The organism is Streptomyces sp. NPDC104831 (assembly GCF_055583025.1).
The window spans coordinates 1-20,006 of sequence record NZ_JBVJOT010000076.1 but is presented as its reverse complement, the minus strand read 5'-3'; the positions used below and the strand labels follow the sequence as shown (position 1 = coordinate 20,006).

The window sequence follows — 20,006 nt, the reverse complement described above, 5'->3', positions numbered from 1 at the left end:
CAGATCACGGCGGGCTCACGCTCCCCGCGGTGGTCCCGCCCACCCCAGGGAGCGTTCGACGGCCCGCTTCCAGTTGCCGTACTCCGCCTCCCGCCGCTCGGGGTCCATGCCGGGCAGCCACTGCGCGGCCCGGTGCCAGTTGCGGCGCAGCACCTCCAGCCCGGGCCAGTAGCCGGCGGCGAGACCGGCCGCGTAGGCCGCGCCCAGGGAGACCGTCTCGGCGACCATGGGCCGCACCACCGGCACGTCCAGCACATCGGCCACGAACTGCATGAGCAGGTTGTCCGCGGTCATGCCGCCGTCCACCCTGAGCTGCGGCAGGGGCACCGGGAAGTCGGCGTTCATCGCGTCGACGACCTCCCGGGTCTGCCAGCCCGTGGCCTCCAGCACCGCCCGCGCCAGATGCCCCTTGGTGATGTACGAGGTGAGACCGACGACGACCCCGCGCGCGTCGCTGCGCCAGTGCGGCGCGAACAGCCCCGAGAAGGCGGGGACGATGTAGCAGCCGCCGTTGTCCTCGACCGTGCGGGCGAGGGTCTCGATCTCCGGGGCGCTCCCGATCAGGCCCAGGCGGTCGCGGAACCACTGGACGAGCGCGCCGGTGACCGCGATCGACCCCTCCAGGGCGTAGGCCGGGGGCTGGTCCCCGATCTTGTAGGCGACGGTGGTGAGCAGCCCGTGCCGGGAGCGCACGACGTCGTCGCCGGTGTTCAGCAGCAGGAAGCTCCCGGTGCCGTAGGTGCACTTGGCCTCGCCGGGGGAGAAGCAGGTCTGGCCGAACAGGGCGGCCTGCTGGTCGCCGAGGGCGGCGGTGAGGGGGATGCCCGGCAGCAGCGCGCTCGCCTCGCCGTACCGCTCGGCGGAGGGGCGGATCTCGGGCAGCATCGGGCGGGGCACGCCGAAGAAGCCCAGCAGTTCGTCGTCCCAGGCGAGGGTGTGGATGTTCATCAGCATCGTGCGGCTGGCGTTGGTGGCGTCGGTCAGGTGCAGGCCGCCGTCGGGGCCCCCGGTGAGGTTCCACAGGAGCCAGCTCTCCATCGTCCCGAACAGCACCTCGCCATCCCGGGCGCGCTGCTCGACGCCCTTGACGTGGTCGAACAGCCAGCGGATCCGCAGCGCGGAGAAGTAGGTGGAGGGCGGCAGGGCGCACCGCCCGAGGAAGAACGCCTCGCCGGGGTCGCGCAGGAGGTCCTCGACCAGGGGCGCGGTACGGGTGTCCTGCCAGACGATCGCCCGGCCCAGCGGGGCGCCGGTGCGCCGGTCCCAGAGCACCGTGGTCTCCCGCTGGTTGGCCAGCCCGATGGCGGCGACCCGGTCCGTCGCGACCCCGGCGGCGGACAGGGCCTCGGGCACCACCCGGCGCAGGTTCTGCCAGATCTCCACGGCGTCGTGCTCCACCCACCCCGGCCGCGGGAAGTGCTGCTGGTGCTCCCGCTGCGCGACCGAGACCAGCCGCCCACGGTGGTCGAAGAGGATGCAGCGGGTGGAGTTGGTGCCCTGATCGACCGACATCACATACCGTTCCGTCATGATCGGGCCTGCCTTCCGACGGATCTGGGGGCGGCTGTCGTGGCCTACCAGCGGGCGGCTCCCAGATCTCTGGAGATCGCCCTCGCGGCCTCGCGGACCAGACCGATCAGCGGGGGCCGGGGCCGGCACCGGCCGTCGCAGACGCGCTCCACCGGCCCGGACAGTCCGACGGCGCCCACGACGAGCCCGCCGTGCCCCCGGATCGGCGCCGCGATCCCGGCCTCGCCCATGCTCATCTCCTGGATCTCGGCCGCCCAGCCGGTGTCCCGAACGGCGGCGAGCGCCCGGGCGAGCCGCTCGGGATCGGTCAGGGTGTGCCGGGTGTACGCCTCCAGCCCCGGCGCCCGGTCCGGCGCGGCCGTCGCCGTGCCGAAGGCGAGCAGCACCTTGCCGAGCGAGGAGGCGTGCAGCGGCAGCAGCGCGCCCACGTCCAGGGTCTGGAAGCTGTCGTCGGGCCGGAACACGTGGTGGACGACGAGGACCCTGCCCTCCAGCGGGGTGCCGAGGCGTACCGCCTCCCCGCTGCGGGCGGCCAGGGCGTCGGCCCAGTTCAGGGAGCGTGAACGCAGTTCGTTGACGTCCAGGTAGCTGGTGCCCAGGTGCAGCAGGGCGGCCCCGAGCTGGTACTTCCCGGTCGCCGCGTCCTGCTCCACGAAGTCCACGTGCTGGAGCGTGCGCAGGATGCCGTGGGCGGTGCCCTTCGCCAGCCCGAGCGAGGCCGCCACCTCGCCGAGTCCGAGTCGGCGGGGCCCGCCGGCGAGCAGCCGCAGAATCGCCGCCGCCCGCTCGATCGACTGGACCGGTCCGGCCATGAGGCGAGCCTATTACCGGCGCGGACGCTTCGCCCCGCGGGACGGCGGGCCGGGGCCGGGGCGGGGCGTTCGGTAATGCCGACCCCTGTTCATTGACCCGTCCGATATGTCTCCCTAACGTGCTTTGAGGCCCGGAAGACGCCGAGACAGCGTGCGAGACCGGCAGCAGATCGGGAGAGAACATGGCGGCTCAGCTCAATACCCTGCTTCGGGCGGCACACGAACACGTGTGTCCGGTTCCGCCCGTCGCCGGCGCGGTATCGGCCGTACGCCGGCGGGTGGCGGCGCTCCTCGCCGACTGGAGCGTATGCCCGGAGATCGTCGAGGACTCGCTGCTCGTGGTGTCGGAGCTGGTCACCAACGCGATCGTGCACGCCCGGCCGCCGGCCGAACTCCGGGTGTCCTGGGTGCGCGGCGATCACCCGCCCACCCTGCGGGTGGAGGTCACCGACGCCGGACCCGACCTCGCCGCGGGTCCGTCCCGCGCCGGGATCGACCCGGACGAGCACGGCCGGGGCGAGGCGATCGTCCGCGCCCTGGCGACCCGCCACGGCATACGGGTTCACCCCGGGCGGGTCACCCGCTGGGCGGAGCTGGTCGCCGCCTGAGGCGCGGCCCCGGTCCCGGCCGCCACGGCGGCCGGATCCCCTGACGGCCGCCGGCGGAGCAGCAGCAGGGCCGCGTCGTCGTGCAGCCGGCCGCCCACGTGCGCCAGCAGCTCGCCATGGAGCGCGCCGAGCGTGCGCGCCGGCTCCTCGCACACATGGCGGCCCACGCCGTCGGCCAGCGGATAGAACACGCGCGCCCGGTCACGGGCCTCGGTGACGCCGTCCGTGTAGAGCAGCAGCTGGTCCCCCTCCGCCAGCGGCAGCCGCCGCAGGCCGGGAGCGCGGTCCGACAGGGCGCGCAGCCCGAGGGGCGGCGCGGGACGGTCCGGTTCCACCTCCGTGACCTCCCCGGACGCGGAGATCAGCAGCGGCGGCGCGTGCCCGCAGTTGACGATCTCCAGCTGTCCCGGCCGGGGATATCCGGCGACCACGGCGGTGACGAAGTCGTCCGGGCCGAGATTGCGGGCGAGGCTCCGCTCGATCCGGTCGACGACGGCGAGCAGGCCGGCCTCGTCGTGGGCGGCCTCCCGGAACACCCCGAGGACGAGCGCGGCCGTGCCCACGGCCGGCAGCCCCTTGCCGCGTACGTCGCCGACGATCAGCCGGATGCCGTGCGGGGTGGACTCCAGCGCGTACAGGTCCCCGCCGATCCGGGCCTCCGCCGCGGCGGCGCTGTAGCGGACGGCCACCTGGAACGGGCCGACGGTCTCCGGGACGGGCTGGAGCAGCGCGTGCTGGGCGGCCTCGGCGACCGAACGGACGGCGGCGAGCACGCGCTCCCGGCGCTGCCGCAGCACGCCGGCCAGGGCACTCGCCGCGGTGACGGCCGGCAGGGCGCCCAGCACGGCCGCCGCCTCCGGTGCGGACATCCCGTGCCCGCAGGCCAGGGCGGCACCCGCCGCGGCCGCGAGGAGACCGGTGCCGAGGACGCCGCGCGGTCCGTTGGTGACGGCCGCCAGCGCGGGACCGGCCGCCAGCAGCGGCAGCCAGAGGGCTCCCGGGCCGCCCGCCAGACCGCCGAGGACGACGGCGGCGACGACGAGGACCGGCAGCAGCCGCCGTCCCGCGGCGCGCGCCCTCCGCTTCCCGAACCGCCGCGCCGGCATGTGGTCACCGCCCTCGTCTCGGACCTGGCTCATGTGTCGTCCGCTGTCCTCTGTCCTCGCCTGTACGAACGCGGCCCCGCCGCTCGGAGGCGCTCACCCGGAATGTCCCCTGCATCAAGCAAACGGGCCCGGCGCGGGCGGTCACAAGAACCGGATTTTCAGATAGTGAGCAAGGCCGCTCCGGGCGGGCCGGGGCACGGGGTGCGGCCGCCGCTCACGTGGTCAGCGAAAGGCTCCGGGTCACACGGCTCGCGATCGGGAGCAGCCGGGCCCGCATCTCCCGGAGCCGGTCCTTGCGGTCCGCCGGCAGCGAGACGCCCAGCGAGCCGAGGGTGTCCCCGCGGTAGACCGGTACGGCGACGCACACGGTGCCGAGCGCGTACTCCTCCAGGTCCGTGACGGCCGGCGCCAGGGGCGGCGCGTCGAGCCTGCGCAGCAGCTCCGGCAGGCTGGTGACCGTGCGCGGCGTGAGATCGGCGAGCCGGTGCCGGGACAGGTACTCCCGGCGGGCGTCCTCGCCCAGCTCGCGCAGCACGGTCTTGCCGAGCGCGGTGGCGTGTCCCGCGTCCTCGAACCCCACCCACAGGTCCACCCGGGGGGTGCGCGGACCGTCGACGATCTCGGCGACCCTGATCTCGCCCTCCTCGTAGAACGTGAGGTAGGCGGCGGTGGACAGCTCGTCCCGCAGCGCGGCCAGCGTCGGGCGCACCCGGCTCAGCAGCGACTGCGGGCGGCCCGCCGTGTGCAGGGAGGCCAGCCGGTCGCCCAGCACGAAGCCGCCGTCGTCCAGTTTCCGCACGTACCCGTCGTGCAGCAGGGTGCGCAGCAGGTGGTAGGCGGTGGCCAGCGGCAGCCGCGTCTCGCGCGCCAGTTGCTTGGCCGGCGCGCCGTTCTCGTGGGCACCCACCGCCTCCAGCAGCCTGAGCGCCCGCTGCACGGACGTGATGAGGGTGGGGCCTTCCCGCGCACCCATAGGACCAGGCTGCCCCGGCCGCGGGGCCGGGGCAAGGCCGGGGATCACCGGGAAGCCCGTGCGGGCACCGGGGAGCGGGCCGAGCGGCACGCCTTCGCGCCGCCGCGGCAGGCGCTCCCGCGCGTCGGGGCGGCGACCGACGGCCCACGCGGCCGTCCCGCTGCCCGGGCGCGCCCCGGCGGCCTACGCTCCAGTAATATCCGGCGGCAGGCCACCAGAGGAGGAACCGTGTCCCGGTCCGAACGCTCACCCCTGCTGCTCGCCGGCCTGCTGGCCGCCGCCGGGGCCGCCCACTTCGCCGTGCCCCGGCAGTTCGACGCGGTCGTCCCCCGGGCGCTGCCGGGCCCGCCCCGGGCCTGGACCTACGCCAGCGGGGCCGTCGAACTGGCCCTGGCGGCCGGGATCGCGGCGCCCCGCACCCGCGCCGGGGCGGCGAAGGCGGCAGCCGCCTTCTTCGTCGGCGTCTTCCCGGCGAACGTCCAGATGGCCGTGGACTGGCGCCGCCGGCCGGCCCCGCTGCGGGCGGCGGCGCTGGCCCGGCTGCCCCTCCAGGTGCCCCTGGTGCTGTGGGCGCGCGGTGTCGCCCGGAACGGGAGGGGGCGGTCGTGACGAGGCCCCTCGCGGTCGGGGACACGGCGGAGGACTTCGCCCTGCCCGACGAGACCGGCACCGTCCGCCGGCTCACCGGACTGCTGGCGGGCGGCCCCGTCGTGCTCTTCTTCTACCCCGCCGCCCTCACTCCCGGCTGCACCGCCGAGGCCTGCCACTTCCGGGACCTGGCCGCCGAGTTCGCGGCCGCCGGCGCCCGGCCCGTCGGCATCAGCGGGGACGCCGTCGACAGGCAGCGGGAGTTCACCGACCGGCACCGGCTCGGCATGCCGCTGCTCTCCGACGCCGACGGCACGGTCCGCGAGCGGTTCGGCGTCGCGCGCAGCTTCTCCCTGGCCCCGACCAAGCGCGTCACCTTCGTGATCGCCGAGGACCGCACCGTCCTGGAGGTCGTCCGCAGCGAACTGCGCATGAACACCCACGCCGACCGGGCCCTCGCCGCCCTGCGCGCCCGCCGGGGCTGAGCGGCGGTCACTGGAAGGGGCAGCCCGGGTTCGGGGCGTCCTCGGAGAACGGGGAGCCGAGCGGCAGCACGTACAGCACCTCCAGGACCAGCGGGGTGTCGCCCAGATTGCGGCCGATGTGGACGTAGCCGGGGCCGGCCGGTTCCTGGATCGTCTCGCCGGTGCGGTACACGCCGTCCGGCCCGCAGGTGGAGTCGAAGTGGCTGAGGGTGCCCTGCCGCACGACGCCGTGCAGCGGGCCGTCGTGGTAGTGCCAGCCCGTGCTCTGGCCGGGCGGGAGCGTGACCTCCCGCAGGATGTAGTCGGTGCCGCCGACGGTGGCCCGGGCGAGGATCCGGGACGTGATGCCGGGCCCCGCCGGGGTCGCCGCGGCGAGGGAGCAGGTCATGAGGGCGGCGCCGGTGACGACGCCGGCCACGGCGGTACGGAGTGCGGTGCGCATGCCGGCCTCCGGAGGGCGTAGAAGGGGGACGCCGCGACCCTAGGGGCACGGCGGGCCCCCGGGGGCCGGAATCTCCGCATCCGGATACGGCCGCCCGCGTCCGCGGCTCAGTTCCGGCCGGTGCCGGCGGCGGCCTGGGCCGGTGTGCGGCCGGTGCGCACCGAGCGGGCCCGCCGGGGGACCGGCGCGCGGGCCCGGGCCACCTCCTCGTCCGGCTTCGAGGGCGTCGTCCCGCAGGGCGAGTACGGCGGCGGGACCGTGATCGTGTGGACCACGGGAGGTGCGAGCCGCTCGGTCACGACCGGCGGGGCCGCCCGGTGGACGTCCCGGCGACCCCGCAGAGGGGGCGCGCCGCGTTCCGGCCGCGCGGCGCCGAGCCGCGCGGCGAGGACGCCCTCGTCCGGTTCCGCGGCGGCGGCGCACCACGAGACGGGGCCGCCCGTCCCGGCGGCTCACGGGTCCGCCCGACGCCACGCCCGTCGCGGCACGCTGCGACCGGTCCTCCGCCGCCACCTCGCGGCCTCTTCCCCGCGTCCCGTTCCCGGCGCCGCGGGTACCCCGGGGGCCGGCCCCCGAGGCCGTGGTCACCCGGCCGGCCGCCAGCCCAGCGCCGGCCCGAGCTTCGTCGCCATGTCCGTCAGGATCTGTACGTAGTCCTCGTGCTCGAAGGTGAACGGCAGGGCGAACGCCACCTCGTCGACCTCCCGGAAAGCGGCGTGCGCGTGCAGCCGTTCGGCCAGCTCCGCGGAGGTGCCGACCAGGTCCGGCGCGAACAGCTGCCGGCCCGGCCCCTGCGGGGCGGTGGTGCGGGGCAGCCGCCGGGCCGCGTACTGCGCGTACTTGGCGCGTTGGGCGGGGCTCGCCGAGTCGGTCGGGATCACCACCAGCCCGTGGGACACCCGGGCCGCCTCCCCGTCCGGGTGGTGGGCCCGGAACTCCCGGATGAGGGACAGCTGGATCGCGGCGAAGTCCGGCGGCCCGCCCACGCCCCCGGTGTCCTCCGCCTTGACCACGCTGCTGGTCAGGAAGTTCATGCCGTGCTCGCCCGCCCAGCGCGCCGACCGCAGGCTGCCGCCGCCGTACCACATCCGCTGCCCGAGCCCCGGGGAGTGCGGCTGGACCACGTCGGAGAACACCTCGAAACCCTTCACGCCGCTGAAGTCGCTGGCGGGCTTGCCGCGCACCAGGTCCAGCAGCCGCCGCACCCGCTCGAACCCGAAGTCCTCGGCGTCGGCGGTGTCCGGGTAGAGGGCGTCCTTGACCTGGTCGAAGTGCGTCGGCGGGCCCACGCTGACGCCCGGGTTCAGCCGCCCGCCGGACAGCACGTCGACCGTCGCCAGGTCCTCGGCGAGCCGCAGCGGGTTCTCCCAGCCGAGCGGCGTCACCGCGGTGCCGAGCTGGATCCGCCGGGTGCGCTGCGAGGCGGCGGCCAGCACCGCGACCGGGGAGGAGATGCCGTACTGGAGGTGCCGGTGGCGCACCCAGGCACTGTCGAAGCCGAGCCGCTCGCCCAGCTCGATGATCTCCAGCGTGGACTCGTGGCCCCGCCCGGGGTCCGCCGCGTCGAACAGGCCGATGGTCAGAAAGCCCAGCTTGCGCAGGGGGCGAGAGGTGGACGGCAACGGGTCCTCCAGCGGTCGGGTGTCGGCTCGGCCTCGATTCTGGCAGGCCAGTGTGACAACCGTGTGATCAATCCGCCGGGCCCGCCGGCAGCGGGATCACGACCTCGTCCTCGACCGGGGGATCGAGTTCCTGCGCGAGGTTGCCCGTCGCGGCGAAACAGCGCAGCCGTACGGCGTCCGCCGTGACGTCCAGCCGCAGGAAGGACTTGAAGAACGGTGGGCTGTGGGTGGCGGAGGACGGCGAGAGCAGCGTGGTGTACACCTTGCGCACGGGCAGCCGGAACCGAGCGGCGCCGCCGGGGCGGCGACCGGTGCCGAGCAGCCCGGCGACCAGCCGGGTGCGGCGGGTGATCCGGGCGTCGGGACCGGGGGCGCGGGCCGGTTCGATGCCGAGCCGTTCGGCGACGACGGCCGCCGCCTCCTGCTCCGTCAGGCGGAAGAAGCGCCGCAGCCGCAGCCGGCGCCCGTACAGGCGGCTGTAGAAGGCGAGCGAGTCGCCGCGCAGCGGGTAGCAGCGGAACTCGCGTTCGGTGACACCGCCCACCGACACCCGGGGGATGGTGTGCGTGGCGTGCGTGAACGCCCCTCCGCCGCCCGCCACGACGTACTGGACGGTGCGGCCGTCCACCGTCACCGGATAGCGCTGGTAGTTGTGGATGTCGCCGCCGATCGCGGCCACGTAGCGGTGCCGCGGGTCCCGGACGACGTCGTCCACCGTGCCGCCGCCCTCGATCGGGCAGGGATGGTGCTCGCCGTCGACGTACAGCGGCGAACCGGTGACGAGGATCTTCGGCCTGGGGCCCTCGGACACTTCCCGCAGCCAGGCGCCCTGTTCGGCGTCGACCGTGCCCAGCAGGCCGGTGTCGATGCCGACGATCCGCACCGGCCCCGCGTCGATCGCCCAGTACGGGCCCGGCTGTTCGGCCCGCTGCCCGGGTGCCGACCGCAACGCCCGGGCCGCGGCGAACCGTCGCTCGTCGGCGGGGCGCGCCCGGTGCCACAGCAGGGACCGCCACCAGGCGCGGGTCAGCGGGCGGGGCCGGGGCTCCGGGGCGGGCGGCGGGGTGTCGGCGCAGAACACGCGCATGAAGGCGCCGAGATCCTCGTACCAGTCGTGGTTGCCCGGTATCGCGTAGATCGGCCCCGGGTAGTCCTGGTAGGGCCGGAAGAACTTGTCGCCGTAGTCGTCGGCGCTGCCGACGGGGTAGACGACGTCGCTGGCGAGTACCGCGAAGTCCGTTCCCCGGCTCGCTTCCAGGAAGCCGGGCACGACGGCGTACTGGGAGTCGCCGCCCTCTCCGGTGTCCCCGATGACCATGAAGGAGAACGACTCCGGTACGTCCCGCCGGATCAGCTTGTCGGCGGGCGCCCCCGCTGCCGCCCGGCGGGCCACCCAGCGGCTGCGGGTACGGCCGGTCGGGTCGCCGAGCAGGGACGCGAGAACGCCGTTGCGGGCGGCCCACAGGACGCGGGGGTTCAGCCACGACAGGTTCTCGACGTGGTCCGGCAGCAACTGCCGGTAGGCGCCGGGCCGGGCCGCGCCCCAGCCGGCGCCCTGTGCGGTATCGCGCGAGGAGTCAGACACGCGGTGCACGGTAACAACGCCCCGACCAGCGCGGGAAAGCCGGGTCCGGCCCAACGCCCGGGCCGCCTGCGCCCGTTGGCCGCCTCCGCCCGGCACCGGGCCGGGGGGCACCGGTGTGGCCCCGGGGGGACCCGGCGGGTCACCGTTCGCGGGTGGCTCCGCCGTGCTCGGCGACGATCCCCGGGCCGGGCGAACCGGCCTCCGCCCTCCGGATCGGCCCGCGCCGGCCGATAGGGAAAACCCTCGATTGACCCGGCCAGAGGTGACATGGATCGGTCAAGACTGTCATTCTCCCTGCGCACCCTGATCCACCCCACCGGTTCCCGGATCACGGCCCCGCACGGCTCAGCTCACCCGGGCAGCAGACCCCGCTGCCCGTCCGTCACCTCACCGGCCGCCGACCGGCGGCCGCAGCAGGAGGAGTACGCGTGAGACCCCACAGACCCCTTCCCCACAAGCGCGCCACGGCAGGAGCCGCCCTGCTCTCCGCCGCGGCGTTCCTCGCCGTCGGCCTCCAGGCGGTCCCCGCCGCCGCCGCCCCGGCCGCCCCCCACCCCGGCTCGCTGCGCACCGGCGCACTGGCGGTGAAACTCAGCCCGGCCCAGCACCGCGCACTCGTCGAGAGCGCCCGGGACACGGCCGCCGGCACCGCCCGCGCCCTCGGCCTCGGCGCGAAGGAGAAGCTGGTCGTCAGGGACGTCGTCAAGGACAACGACGGCACCCTGCACACCCGGTACGAGCGCACCTACGACGGTCTGCCCGTCCTCGGCGGCGACCTCGTCGTGCACACCCCGCCCGCCTCGCTGGCCAAGGGGACCGTCAGCACCACCTTCAACAGCAAGCGCACCATCACGGTGCCCTCCACCACCGCCACCTTCGCCAAGGCCGCCGCCGAGACCGAGGCGCTGAAGGCCGCGAAGGCGCTGGCCGCCGGCAAGCCCGCCACGGACGGCGTCCGCAAGGTGATCTGGGCCGGCGCCGGCACCCCGAAGCTCGCCTGGGAGACGGTCGTCGACGGCCTCCAGGACGACGGCACCCCCAGCAGGCTGCACGTCGTCACCGACGCCACCACCGGCAAGGAGCTGTACCGCTACCAGGCGGTCAAGACCGGCACCGGCAACACCCAGTACAGCGGCACCGTCACCCTGAACACCACGCTGTCGGGCTCCACGTACCAGCTGTACGACACCACGCGCGGCGGCCACAAGACCTACAACCTCAACCGGGCCACCTCCGGCACCGGCTCCCTGCTGACCGACGCCGACGACGTCTGGGGCGACGGCACCGGCTCCAACACCCAGACCGCCGGCGCCGACGCCGCCTACGGCGCGCAGGAGACCTGGGACTTCTACAAGAACACCTTCGGCCGCAGCGGCATCCGCAACGACGGCGTCGCCGCCTACAGCCGCGTCCACTACAGCAGCGGCTACGTCAACGCCTTCTGGGACGACAGCTGCTTCTGCATGACCTACGGCGACGGCAGCGGCAACACCCACGCCCTGACCTCGCTGGACGTCGCCGGCCACGAGATGAGCCACGGCGTCACCTCCAACACCGCGGGCCTGACCTACAGCGGCGAGTCGGGCGGCCTGAACGAGGCGACCTCCGACATCTTCGGCACGGGCGTCGAGTTCTACGCGAACAACCCCAAGGACGTCGGTGACTACCTCATCGGCGAGAAGATAGACATCAACGGCGACGGCTCGCCGCTGCGGTACATGGACAAGCCCAGCAAGGACGGCGGGTCCAAGGACAGCTGGTACTCCGGTATCGGCGGCCTCGACGTGCACTACTCCTCGGGCCCGGCGAACCACATGTTCTACCTGCTCTCCGAGGGCAGCGGCACCAAGACCATCAACGGCGTGACCTACAACAGCAGCACGTCCGACGGCGTCGCCGTCACCGGCATCGGCCGGGACGCCGCGCTGAAGATCTGGTACAAGGCGCTGACGACGTACATGACGTCCAGCACCAACTACGCCGGCGCCCGCACCGCCGCCCTCAACGCCGCCGCCGCGCTGTACGGCACCAACTCCGCCCAGTACGCGGGAGTCGGCAACGCCTTCGCCGGCATCAACGTCGGCGGTCACATCAACCCGCCCAGCAGCGGGGTGACCGTCACCAACCCGGGCAGTCAGAACGCCACCGTGGGCACCGCCGTGAGCCTCCAGATCCAGGCGTCCAGCACCAACAGCGGCGCGCTGACCTACAGCGCCTCCGGACTGCCCTCCGGCCTGACGATCAACGGCTCGACCGGTCTGATCACCGGCACGCCCACCGCGGCGGGCAGCTACAACACCACCGTGACGGTGACCGACTCCACCGGCGCGACCGGCACCGCCACCTTCGCCTGGACGGTCGGCACGACCGGCGGCGGCTGCTCGGCGACGCAACTGCTGGGCAACCCCGGCTTCGAGTCCGGCAGCTCCGCCTGGACCGCGAGCAGCGGCGTCATCACCACCGACAGCGGCCAGCCCGCCCACGGCGGCTCCTACAAGGCATGGCTGAACGGCTACGGCTCCACGCACACCGACACGCTGTCCCAGTCGGTGGCCGTCCCGGCGGGCTGCAAGGCGACCCTGACGTTCTACCTCCACATCGACACCGACGAGACCACCACCAGCACCCAGTACGACAAGCTGACGGTGACCGCCGGTTCGAAGACCCTCGCCACCTACTCGAACCTCGACGCGGCCTCCGGCTACGTCCAGAAGACCTTCGACCTGTCCTCGCTGGCGGGTACCACGGTCGCGCTGAAGTTCAACGGGGTCGAGGACTCCGGCCTCCAGACCAGCTTCGTCGTGGACGACACCGCCCTGACGACCGGCTGACCACCCGACACCGCGCGCGGTCCCGCACCCGGTTCGCCGGGTGCGGGACCGCGTCGCGTCAGCCGAGCGGGTCCAGCGTGAGGTACGCCTGCCGCGGGCTGCCGTCGTGCACCAGCGACTCCTGGTTGCCGACGTCGTCGAAGGCGAACGCGTAGGCCTTGCCGTCGGCCATCTGCGCGTGGACGGCGCGCGCGTACTGGTTGGTCACCGCGTCCCGGTAGAAATCGGCCGTCGCGTTGTCCGGCTGATTCGCGCTGACCAGCAGCGTGGAGCGGTTGAAACCGGCGCACAGCGTACGGGAGATGGGCCCGCGCACGGCGTCGTTGGGCGCGTCCAGCAGCCTGTGGCAGCCGAAGACGCTGGACGCGTCGGGCTTCTGGAAACTGGTGACGACCGCGCCGGCCGAGTTGGTGAAGTTCATGACGTTGCCCGAGACCCGGCCGTAGTACTTGGTGTTCGGCTGGTCCGCGAACGGCGTGACGGTCAGTGTCGACGTCGTGTACTTCTGCCAGACCCGGTTCACGTAGTCGTCCAGCACGTTCGCCGGCAGCGCGCCGGTCTCCACGCCGTACAGCGGGGACAGCGCGCGCAGCACCGTGCCGTCGGAGCGGGTCTGGATCAGGCCCGCCCAGCCGCCCGGCTGGGCGCGCAGCGCGGAGAAGAAGCCGCTCCAGCCACCGGACTTCAGATGCCCGGTGGTGCTCACGCCGCCGTCGGCGCGCTGCACGCCGACCGCGTACGGCGCCGAGAACATGTCCACCTGGGTGCTGTTGAGCCACAGCCCGGCGTCGTTGAGCGTGTACTCCGACCAGTTGAAGAGGATGTCGCGGTTGGGGTCGGACGGGTTCTGCACGGCCGGCTGGACCAGCCCGCCGGTGGTCAGCCGGAAGTCCAGCTTGCGGCCGTAGGAGAAGTAGATCCGCCCGGAGAACTTGGGGATGCGGATCGTCCTGGACTGGCCGGCGGCCGGCCCGGGTATCGCCGCGTCCGGCGCGGGAGTCGGCGGGTTCCCGCCGGCCGGCCAGGCGTGGAAGACGCCGTCCGCGTCGGCCCAGCCCTGCCGTCCCGAGGACAGCTGGGTGCCGAGGTCGTAGACGTAGACCGGCTCGGAGCGGCCCGAGTTGTTGGTGATCGTCAGGGGGATGGTGTCGGGGACGGCGGCGTCGGCGCGGCCCGGGGTGCCGAGCGCGAGCAGCCCGCCGAGCAGCGCCGTGGCGGCGGCCAGGGGCAGCACGCCCCGCTTGAGCGTGTGAGGCACTCTCCACCTCCGTGTGGGGTTCGGGGTCGTACGGAATTGGTCCGTACCGCTGTGAGAGCGCTCTCAGATTCCGGCCACGGCGAGTACATGTCAATGTCTGGGACGCGATCGGTCCGATGTCCGCCGCCCGGCGGACACCGGACCGTGCCGTCAGAACGCGCGCGCGAGCAGGTCGAGCAGCGCCGCCCAGTGCCGGTCGTCGGCCTTCCGGTCGTAGGCGGGGGTGTCCGCCTGGGTGTAGCCGTGGTGGGCGCCGGCGTAGACCTCGCAGGTGTGCCGCACACCGGCGGCGGTCAGCGCCTCCTCGAAGCGCGCGATCTGCTCCGGCGGCAGCGACGCGTCCTCGTCGGCGTGCCCGAAGTACAGCTCCGCGGTGATGCGCGGGGCCTCCCGGTGCGGGCTGTCCGGGTCGTCGGTGGCCAGGCCCCCGCCGTGGAAACCGGCCGCCGCCGCGACCCGGTCCGGGTAGGCGCCCGCCGTCCACAGCACGAGCCGGGAGCCCATGCAGTAGCCGGTCAGCGCGACCGGGCCGTCCGCCACCAGCGGACTGTCGGCCAGCCAGCGCAAATAGGCGCCCGCGTCCCGCTTGACCAGGTCAGGCGTCAGGCCGGCCAGTACCGGGCCGAGCCGCTCCCAGATCGTCGGGTCCGCGCCCGGGTCGATGAACGCGGGCAGGTCGACGACCGGCGCCCGGCCGAGCCGGTAGAACACGTTCGGCAGCAGCACGGTGTAACCCGCCGCGGCCAGCCGGTCGGCCATCGACTTCAGGTGCGGTCGCGCGCCGTAGGCGTCCTGGTAGAACAGCACGCCCGGGCGGGGGCGGTCGTCGGCGGGGCGGACCAGGTAGGCGTCGGCGACGCCGTCCTCGGTCCGGACGTCGACATCGTCACGCCGGAGATCGGTCATGGTGGACGAGCCCTCCCTCGGGAAACGGGCGCCGGGCGGGGGTGACCCCGGCGCCATGGTGACGACCATGCTGTCACGCAAGATCGACGACGCCCGCCGGGTGTGGTGCCCGGGGTGCGGGTGCGCGGGGCGCAAGTGTGCGGGGCGTCTGTGCGGGGCGCGCCCATGGGGAGGGCGGCATCGGTGTGCGGCGCGCCTATGTGGGGAGCGCCTGTGTGGGGAGTCCCCATGTGCGGGGAGCACATGGGGGGAGCGCCTGTGTGAAGCCCCCTTCGCGGATCCTCTGGGGGCTGTCCGCTCACTCGAACCGGCTGGTGTCGCCCGCCCCCCACCGGACGATCTCCGCCTCGCCCCCGGAGAAGTCGACCACCGTCGTCGGCTCGGTGCCGCAGTCGCCGGAGTCCACCACCGCGTCCACCACGTGGTCGAGCCGGTCCTTGATCTCCCAGCCCTGGGTCAGCGGCTCCTCCTCGTCGGGCAGCAGCAGCGTGCTCGACAGCAGCGGTTCGCCCAGCTCCGCCAGCAGCGCCTGGGTGACCACATGGTCCGGGATGCGCACGCCCACGGTCTTCTTCTTCGGGTGCAGCAGCTTGCGCGGCACCTCCCGGGTGGCCGGGAGGATGAAGGTGTAGCTGCCGGGCGTGGACGCCTTCACCGCCCGGAAGACGTCGTTGTCCACCCGGACGAACTGGCCGAGCTGCGCGAAGTCCCGGCACATCAGGGTGAAGTGGTGCCGGTCGTCCAGCCGGCGGATGGCACGGATCCGGTCCATGCCGTCCCGGCTGCCCAGCCGGCAGCCGAGCGCGTAACAGGAGTCGGTCGGATATGCGATGAGTGCCTCCGAGCGCACCGCGTCGGCGATCTGCGCGATGCTGCGCGGTTGCGGGTTCTCTGGATGCACGTCGAAGTACTTCGCCACCCGTCGAGCTTATGCCGTCCCGGACACCGCACGCGCGCCCCGGTCACCCGCCCGCCCCCGCTTCCCCGCTCGGCACGGCCGGCCGGGGCGCGCGGCGGACGGGAGCGGACCGCACGGCCCCGGCCGGCCCTCGCGGGTGTACGGCCCGGGAGGCGCCCGCGCCCCGGTGGCCTTGGCGTTCCCCGCTTTCCGGCCGGTCCGGGGAAGATTTTCCGAACCGGCCGGAATTCGGCCGCGTACATCCCGGATTCCGGGGCATGCGAGCACTGAGCCGCCCGGGGACCCCCCACCCCGGGCGTGGCGTCTCCGCCGGCGGCCCCGTCCCCCCGGGCCGCCGGCGGAGCCATGTGCGGACGGCGGCCGTCCGGGTCACCGGACCCGGCGGCGCTCAGTCCCCCAGCCGGACCGGGATCTCCTGCCAGCCGTGGGCGATGAACGACGGCAGATGGCGCAGCTCGCCGGCCGCGCGGGCCAGGCGCAGGCCGGGGAAGCGGGAGAACAGGGCGGGCAGCGCGGTCAGTGCCTCCAGGCGGGCCAGCGGAGCCCCGACGCAGCGGTGCACGCCGATCCCGAACGCCAGGTGGTCCTCGGCCGCCCGTGCCGCGTCGAAGACGGCCGCGTCGGGGCCGTAGTGCGCCGGGTCCAGGCCCGACGCGGCGTACGTCGTGATGATCGCGTCCCCGGCCGGAATCGTCACGTCCCCGACCCTCAGATCCTCCACCGCGAACCGCAACGGCAGCGCGGCGATGGACGGATGCACCCGCAGCGTCTCGTCGACCACCGCGCCCCAGCCGACCTCCCCGGCGCGCACCGCCGCCAGCTGTCCGGGATCGGCCAGCAGGGCGACCACCGCGTTGCCGATGAGGTTCACGGTGGTCTCGAACCCGGCGCCGACCACCAGCAGCAGCGTGTGCAGCAGTTCCTCGTCCGAGAGCCGGTCGCCGTCCTCGTCGCGCACCCGGATCAGCTCCGTGGTGATGTCGTCGCCCGGCCGGGCCCGCCGGTACTCGATCAGCGCGCCGAGCACCGAGCCGACGCGCTCGCGCACCGAGGCCGCGAACTCGGGGCTCGGGTCGGAGGTGTTCATGAAGTCGGCGATGAGACGCGCCGCGTCGGGCCGCAACTCCTGGGGGACGCCCAGGAGTTCGCAGATCATCCGCATCGGCAGGGGATGCGCGAGCCCGTCGCGCAGGTCGACCACGCCGCCGCCGGCGCCCGCGGCCTGCAGCGCGTCCAGCAGCTCGGCCGTCAGCGCGGCCACCCGGGGCCGCATCGCCTCGGTGCGCCGGTGGGTGAAGCTCGGCGCCACCAGCCTGCGCAGCCGGGTGTGGTCGGTGCCGTAGGTGGTGAGCATGTTGGTCACGCTGACCCAGTTGGCCATCCAGCCCCAGGACGGATGCGCGTCCAGCTCCGGCCACAGCCGCCAGTGCCGGCGCGCGTCCTTGCTGACCCGGGGATCGAGGATGAGGGCCTTGAGGGTGTCGTAGCCGGTGGGCGCCCAGGCGGGGATGGATCCGGGCAGCTCCACGGGGACGACGGGGCCGAGGAGGCGCAGCCGTGCGCTCTCCCCGGCGATGTCGGAGCCGAAGGGGTCGAGGGCGATGCGGTCGAGGGCGATGCGGTCGGTGACGGTCACGACGGTCTCCCAACTGGTCGGCCATGCCTGGGACGGTCCCGGTCCAGTACACCGCGTCACCGCCCGTACGCACACCGCTTCCGAGTCATCCGCCCCGGAATGGGGCCGAGTTCGGCCCCTCGTCGCCGCCGGCCCGGCGCGGGGCGGCCGTGCGCCCGCCGTGGGGGAGGGGAGCGCGCCGACGGCCTCCGGCGCCGCCCGGGGCTCACCCGGGCCCCGCACCCGTCCCCGCCGCCTCCGGTGTCAGGACCAGCATGGTCGCGTCGTCGCGGACCAGGTAGCGGCGTCGTGCCAGGTCCTCCCACACGGCGCCGGGCAGGCCGGCGGACGGGGTGCCGGCCAGGGCGGCCAGCCGTCGCGGGAGCGGGTAGAAGGCGCCGTCGGCGTCCCGGGCCTCCCACACGCCGTCGGAGGCCAGGAACAGGCGGTCGCCCGGACCGAGCGGCACGGTGACCTCCTTCGGCGGGTCGACACCGACCAGACCGATGCCCAGCGGCGGCGCGGGCGCGACGGTCACCTCCCGGGCCGCCCCGGGGCGCAGCAGCACGGGCGCCGGATGCCCGCACGCCACCACCCGCACCGCGGCCGTGCCGTCGGCGAACTCCAGCAGCAGGGCGGTGGCGAACAGCTCCGCGTGCCCCACGTCCGCCGAGTCCACCGCCAGCCGGCGGTCCAGCCGCGCCGCCACCGACTCCAGGTCCGGCTGGTCCAGCGCGGCCTCCCGGAACGCCCCCAGCAGCGACACCACCGTGGCCACCGCGGTCAGCCCGTGCCCCTGCACATCCCCGAACACCGCCCGCACGCCGTACGGCCCCGCCCGTACGTCGAAGAAGTCCCCGCCCACCAGCGTCCCGTCCTGCGCGGCCCGGTAGGAGGCGGCGCACCCGACCCGCCCGACCCGGTCCGGCAGCGGCGGCAGCACGGCCCGCTGCACCGCCTCGCCGATCGCCCGCTCGGTGTCCAGCTGGGCGTCCCGCCGGCTGCGCACGTAGGACACGAACACGCTCAGCGCGGCCACGAACACGACGGTCAGCAGATCGGTGTCCCCGGGACGGTTCAGATGCGTGGCCGGCATGTTCAGCACCGCGACCACGCCCGCCCCGAGCACACCGGTGGTCAGCGGGCCGTAGGACAGGACCGCCAGCGGCGGGATCGCGCCCAGCAGGAAGCCGAGATCGCGCGCGTGGGGGGTGATCAGTGTGGCCGAGCCGACGGCCGCGAGCAGGAGGACGGGTAGCACACGGACCCACCACGGCGGTGGCGCGCCGCGCAGCCAGCCGCGCTCCCGACGGTCCCCGCGCGCCCACCGGCCGCGTACCGATCCCACATCCCCACGCTACGCCGCCGCCGGTGCCCCGCACCTCGCCCGGGATCGCGGAAACCGGTGGACGCCCGCCCGGCCGCCCGCCTAGTGTGGGCCCGCCACGCCCGGACCGGACGGAAGAAGGAGGCGAGTGTCATGCACGACAGCAGCAACAGGCGCTCCCCCCTCCCCGTGCCGCGGGCGTGTCACGTCTGATCCGATGATCCGACCGGGAGCGTCGCCCATCCACGCATCCCGGAGGAATCCATGACCGGCCTGGTCATCCGCGCGCTCGACGACAGCAGCGCGAACCTGTTCCACACCATGCCCGACGCGCTCGCGCTGGGCGAACGGCACCGGCACACCCGCTACCGCCCCGACTGGCAGCGCGTCGCCCTGCGCGACGGCCGCGTCGTGGCACGCGCCGCCTGGTGGGGCCGCCCCGAGGACCCCGAGCCCCTGGTGATCAACTGGCTCGACGTGGCCGAGGGCGAGGAGGAGGCCGGTGCCGCGCTGCTGCGGACGGCCCCCTGGCACACCCCCGAGCTGGAACTCGACCTGCCGCCCGGCTGGCGGGACGACCCGCGCCTGCGGGCCGCGGCCGGCACCGGTGCCGCCGCCGCGCTGCGGGCCGGCTACACCCCCTTGGTGGAGCGGTTCACCTACCGCTGGACCCCGGACCGGGGCCTGCCCGAACGGCCCGGGCGGCTCGTCTTCACCGCCGAACCGGACGACGGCGTGTTCTACGACCTCTTGTGCCGCATCCAGTCCGCCACCCTCGACGCCCACGCCCGCCGGGCCATCGAGCGGGGCGGCGTGGACCGGGCGGCCAGGGAGGAACTGGACTTCTTCCACTGGTTCCCCTCGCCCCGCGACTGGTGGCGGATCGCCCGCACCCCGGCGGGCGAGCCGGTCGGCATCCACATCCCGGCCCGCAACCCCGCGGGACCGTGCGTCGGCTTCATCGGGGTGGTGCCCGAACAGCGCGGCCACGGCTACGCCTACGACCTGCTCGCCGACTGCACCCACTTCCTGGCCGGACAGGGCGCCGAGTTCATCGCCGCCGCCACCGACCAGGGCAACTTCCCGATGGCCGCGCACTTCACCACGGCCCGCTACCCCGTCCTGCGCGAACGCGTCTCCTACTGGGCCGACCCGGAGGCCGGCGAGGGGCACTGACGGTTCGGAGACCGGCGCGCGGCCCCCGGGCGGCCTACTCCCGGGCGGCCGCGAGCCGGTCCTCCGCCGCGGCCAGGATCTCGGTGACCCGCAGACCGAACGCGGCGTCGCAGGAGTGGGGGGGGGGGGGGGGGGGGGGGAGGGAGGGGAGGGGGGGGGGGGGGGGGGGGGGGGGCGAACACAACCCCCACCACCCCCGCGAGGAGGAAAAAAAACCACCTCC

The 20,006-nt window shown here is 74.4% G+C and carries 19 protein-coding genes; 6 read left to right on the top strand and 13 right to left on the bottom strand.

All coding sequences use genetic code 11. The features are described 5' to 3' along the window. Window positions 1-15: 15 nt before the first annotated feature. Together glpK and ACZ63H_RS34375 are read right to left on the bottom strand one after the other, a co-directional pair. The gene (gene glpK / locus ACZ63H_RS34380) at window positions 16-1,530 is read right to left on the bottom strand and encodes a glycerol kinase GlpK (RefSeq protein ID WP_469871898.1); all 1,515 of its coding nucleotides are present in this window, start codon (window positions 1,528-1,530) and stop codon (window positions 16-18) included. A 44-nt stretch (window positions 1,531-1,574) separates the two neighbouring features. Next, window positions 1,575-2,342 (bottom strand): IclR family transcriptional regulator, encoded by a 768-nt coding sequence (locus ACZ63H_RS34375; protein WP_469871896.1) that lies wholly within the window; start codon window positions 2,340-2,342, stop codon window positions 1,575-1,577. A gap of 182 nt (window positions 2,343-2,524) precedes the next feature. Between ACZ63H_RS34375 and ACZ63H_RS34370 the strand changes: the two genes are divergently transcribed. Beyond that, window positions 2,525-2,950, top strand: coding sequence for an ATP-binding protein (locus ACZ63H_RS34370; protein WP_469871894.1), 426 nt, complete (start codon window positions 2,525-2,527; stop codon window positions 2,948-2,950). Here the strand turns inward: ACZ63H_RS34370 and ACZ63H_RS34365 are convergent. Both ACZ63H_RS34365 and ACZ63H_RS34360 read right to left on the bottom strand, forming a co-directional pair. Next, complete coding sequence (locus tag ACZ63H_RS34365) at window positions 2,905-4,089, bottom strand: PP2C family protein-serine/threonine phosphatase (protein ID WP_469871892.1); 1,185 nt, start codon at window positions 4,087-4,089, stop codon at window positions 2,905-2,907. The genes ACZ63H_RS34370 and ACZ63H_RS34365 overlap by 46 nt on opposite strands. Before the next feature lie 181 nt (window positions 4,090-4,270). Then, on the bottom strand, window positions 4,271-5,029 hold the full coding sequence (locus ACZ63H_RS34360; RefSeq protein ID WP_469871891.1) for an IclR family transcriptional regulator: 759 nt from the start codon (window positions 5,027-5,029) through the stop codon (window positions 4,271-4,273). A 228-nt stretch (window positions 5,030-5,257) separates the two neighbouring features. Here ACZ63H_RS34360 and ACZ63H_RS34355 point away from each other — a divergent pair, with 228 nt between their 5' ends. After that, window positions 5,258-5,638 carry a DoxX family protein gene (locus ACZ63H_RS34355; protein ID WP_469871889.1) on the top strand — a complete coding sequence of 127 codons (381 nt, stop codon included), beginning with the start codon at window positions 5,258-5,260 and terminating at the stop codon, window positions 5,636-5,638. Next, a complete protein-coding gene (locus ACZ63H_RS34350; protein ID WP_469871887.1) occupies window positions 5,635-6,102 on the top strand; it encodes a peroxiredoxin in 468 nt (155 codons plus the stop codon). The genes ACZ63H_RS34355 and ACZ63H_RS34350 overlap by 4 nt, the downstream gene beginning before the upstream one ends. 7 nt (window positions 6,103-6,109) lie before the next feature. On the opposite strand, the gene ACZ63H_RS34345 is transcribed toward ACZ63H_RS34350, so the two are convergent. The 4 genes from ACZ63H_RS34345 to ACZ63H_RS34330 all read right to left on the bottom strand — a co-directional run bounded on the left by ACZ63H_RS34345 (window position 6,110) and on the right by ACZ63H_RS34330 (window position 9,751). Next, on the bottom strand, window positions 6,110-6,544 hold the full coding sequence (locus ACZ63H_RS34345; protein ID WP_469871885.1) for a cupin domain-containing protein: 435 nt from the start codon (window positions 6,542-6,544) through the stop codon (window positions 6,110-6,112). Window positions 6,545-6,651: 107 nt separating this feature from the next. After that, window positions 6,652-6,819 carry a hypothetical protein gene (locus tag ACZ63H_RS34340; RefSeq protein WP_469871883.1) on the bottom strand — a complete coding sequence of 56 codons (168 nt, stop codon included), beginning with the start codon at window positions 6,817-6,819 and terminating at the stop codon, window positions 6,652-6,654. A 309-nt stretch (window positions 6,820-7,128) separates the two neighbouring features. After that, window positions 7,129-8,166 (bottom strand): LLM class flavin-dependent oxidoreductase, encoded by a 1,038-nt coding sequence (locus ACZ63H_RS34335; RefSeq protein ID WP_469871881.1) that lies wholly within the window; start codon window positions 8,164-8,166, stop codon window positions 7,129-7,131. Window positions 8,167-8,233: 67 nt separating this feature from the next. Further along, a complete protein-coding gene (locus ACZ63H_RS34330) occupies window positions 8,234-9,751 on the bottom strand; it encodes a metallophosphoesterase family protein (RefSeq protein ID WP_469871879.1) in 1,518 nt (505 codons plus the stop codon). A 267-nt stretch (window positions 9,752-10,018) separates the two neighbouring features. Between ACZ63H_RS34330 and ACZ63H_RS34325 the strand changes: the two genes are divergently transcribed. Together ACZ63H_RS34325 and ACZ63H_RS34320 are read left to right on the top strand one after the other, a co-directional pair. Continuing rightward, window positions 10,019-10,183: a hypothetical protein gene (locus ACZ63H_RS34325; RefSeq protein WP_469871877.1), complete on the top strand. Its 165-nt coding sequence runs from the start codon at window positions 10,019-10,021 to the stop codon at window positions 10,181-10,183. Then, window positions 10,180-12,582 carry a M4 family metallopeptidase gene (locus ACZ63H_RS34320; RefSeq protein WP_469871875.1) on the top strand — a complete coding sequence of 801 codons (2,403 nt, stop codon included), beginning with the start codon at window positions 10,180-10,182 and terminating at the stop codon, window positions 12,580-12,582. The genes ACZ63H_RS34325 and ACZ63H_RS34320 overlap by 4 nt, the downstream gene beginning before the upstream one ends. 58 nt (window positions 12,583-12,640) lie before the next feature. On the opposite strand, the gene ACZ63H_RS34315 is transcribed toward ACZ63H_RS34320, so the two are convergent. The 5 genes from ACZ63H_RS34315 to ACZ63H_RS34295 form a co-directional block, all read right to left on the bottom strand. Then, window positions 12,641-13,840, bottom strand: coding sequence for a glycoside hydrolase family 64 protein (locus ACZ63H_RS34315; protein ID WP_469871873.1), 1,200 nt, complete (start codon window positions 13,838-13,840; stop codon window positions 12,641-12,643). Between the two features lie 150 nt (window positions 13,841-13,990). Continuing rightward, entirely contained in the window at window positions 13,991-14,746 is a 756-nt protein-coding gene (locus tag ACZ63H_RS34310) for a dienelactone hydrolase family protein (protein ID WP_469871871.1), read from the bottom strand. 298 nt (window positions 14,747-15,044) lie between these two features. Beyond that, on the bottom strand, window positions 15,045-15,665 hold the full coding sequence (locus ACZ63H_RS34305; RefSeq protein WP_469871869.1) for an L-threonylcarbamoyladenylate synthase: 621 nt from the start codon (window positions 15,663-15,665) through the stop codon (window positions 15,045-15,047). A gap of 388 nt (window positions 15,666-16,053) precedes the next feature. Beyond that, window positions 16,054-17,301 carry a cytochrome P450 family protein gene (locus tag ACZ63H_RS34300; RefSeq protein WP_469871867.1) on the bottom strand — a complete coding sequence of 416 codons (1,248 nt, stop codon included), beginning with the start codon at window positions 17,299-17,301 and terminating at the stop codon, window positions 16,054-16,056. Between the two features lie 205 nt (window positions 17,302-17,506). Further along, complete coding sequence (locus tag ACZ63H_RS34295) at window positions 17,507-18,628, bottom strand: PP2C family protein-serine/threonine phosphatase (RefSeq protein ID WP_469871865.1); 1,122 nt, start codon at window positions 18,626-18,628, stop codon at window positions 17,507-17,509. A gap of 243 nt (window positions 18,629-18,871) precedes the next feature. Here ACZ63H_RS34295 and ACZ63H_RS34290 point away from each other — a divergent pair, with 243 nt between their 5' ends. Continuing rightward, window positions 18,872-19,783, top strand: coding sequence for a GNAT family N-acetyltransferase (locus ACZ63H_RS34290; RefSeq protein ID WP_469871863.1), 912 nt, complete (start codon window positions 18,872-18,874; stop codon window positions 19,781-19,783). Window positions 19,784-20,006 lie beyond the last annotated feature (223 nt).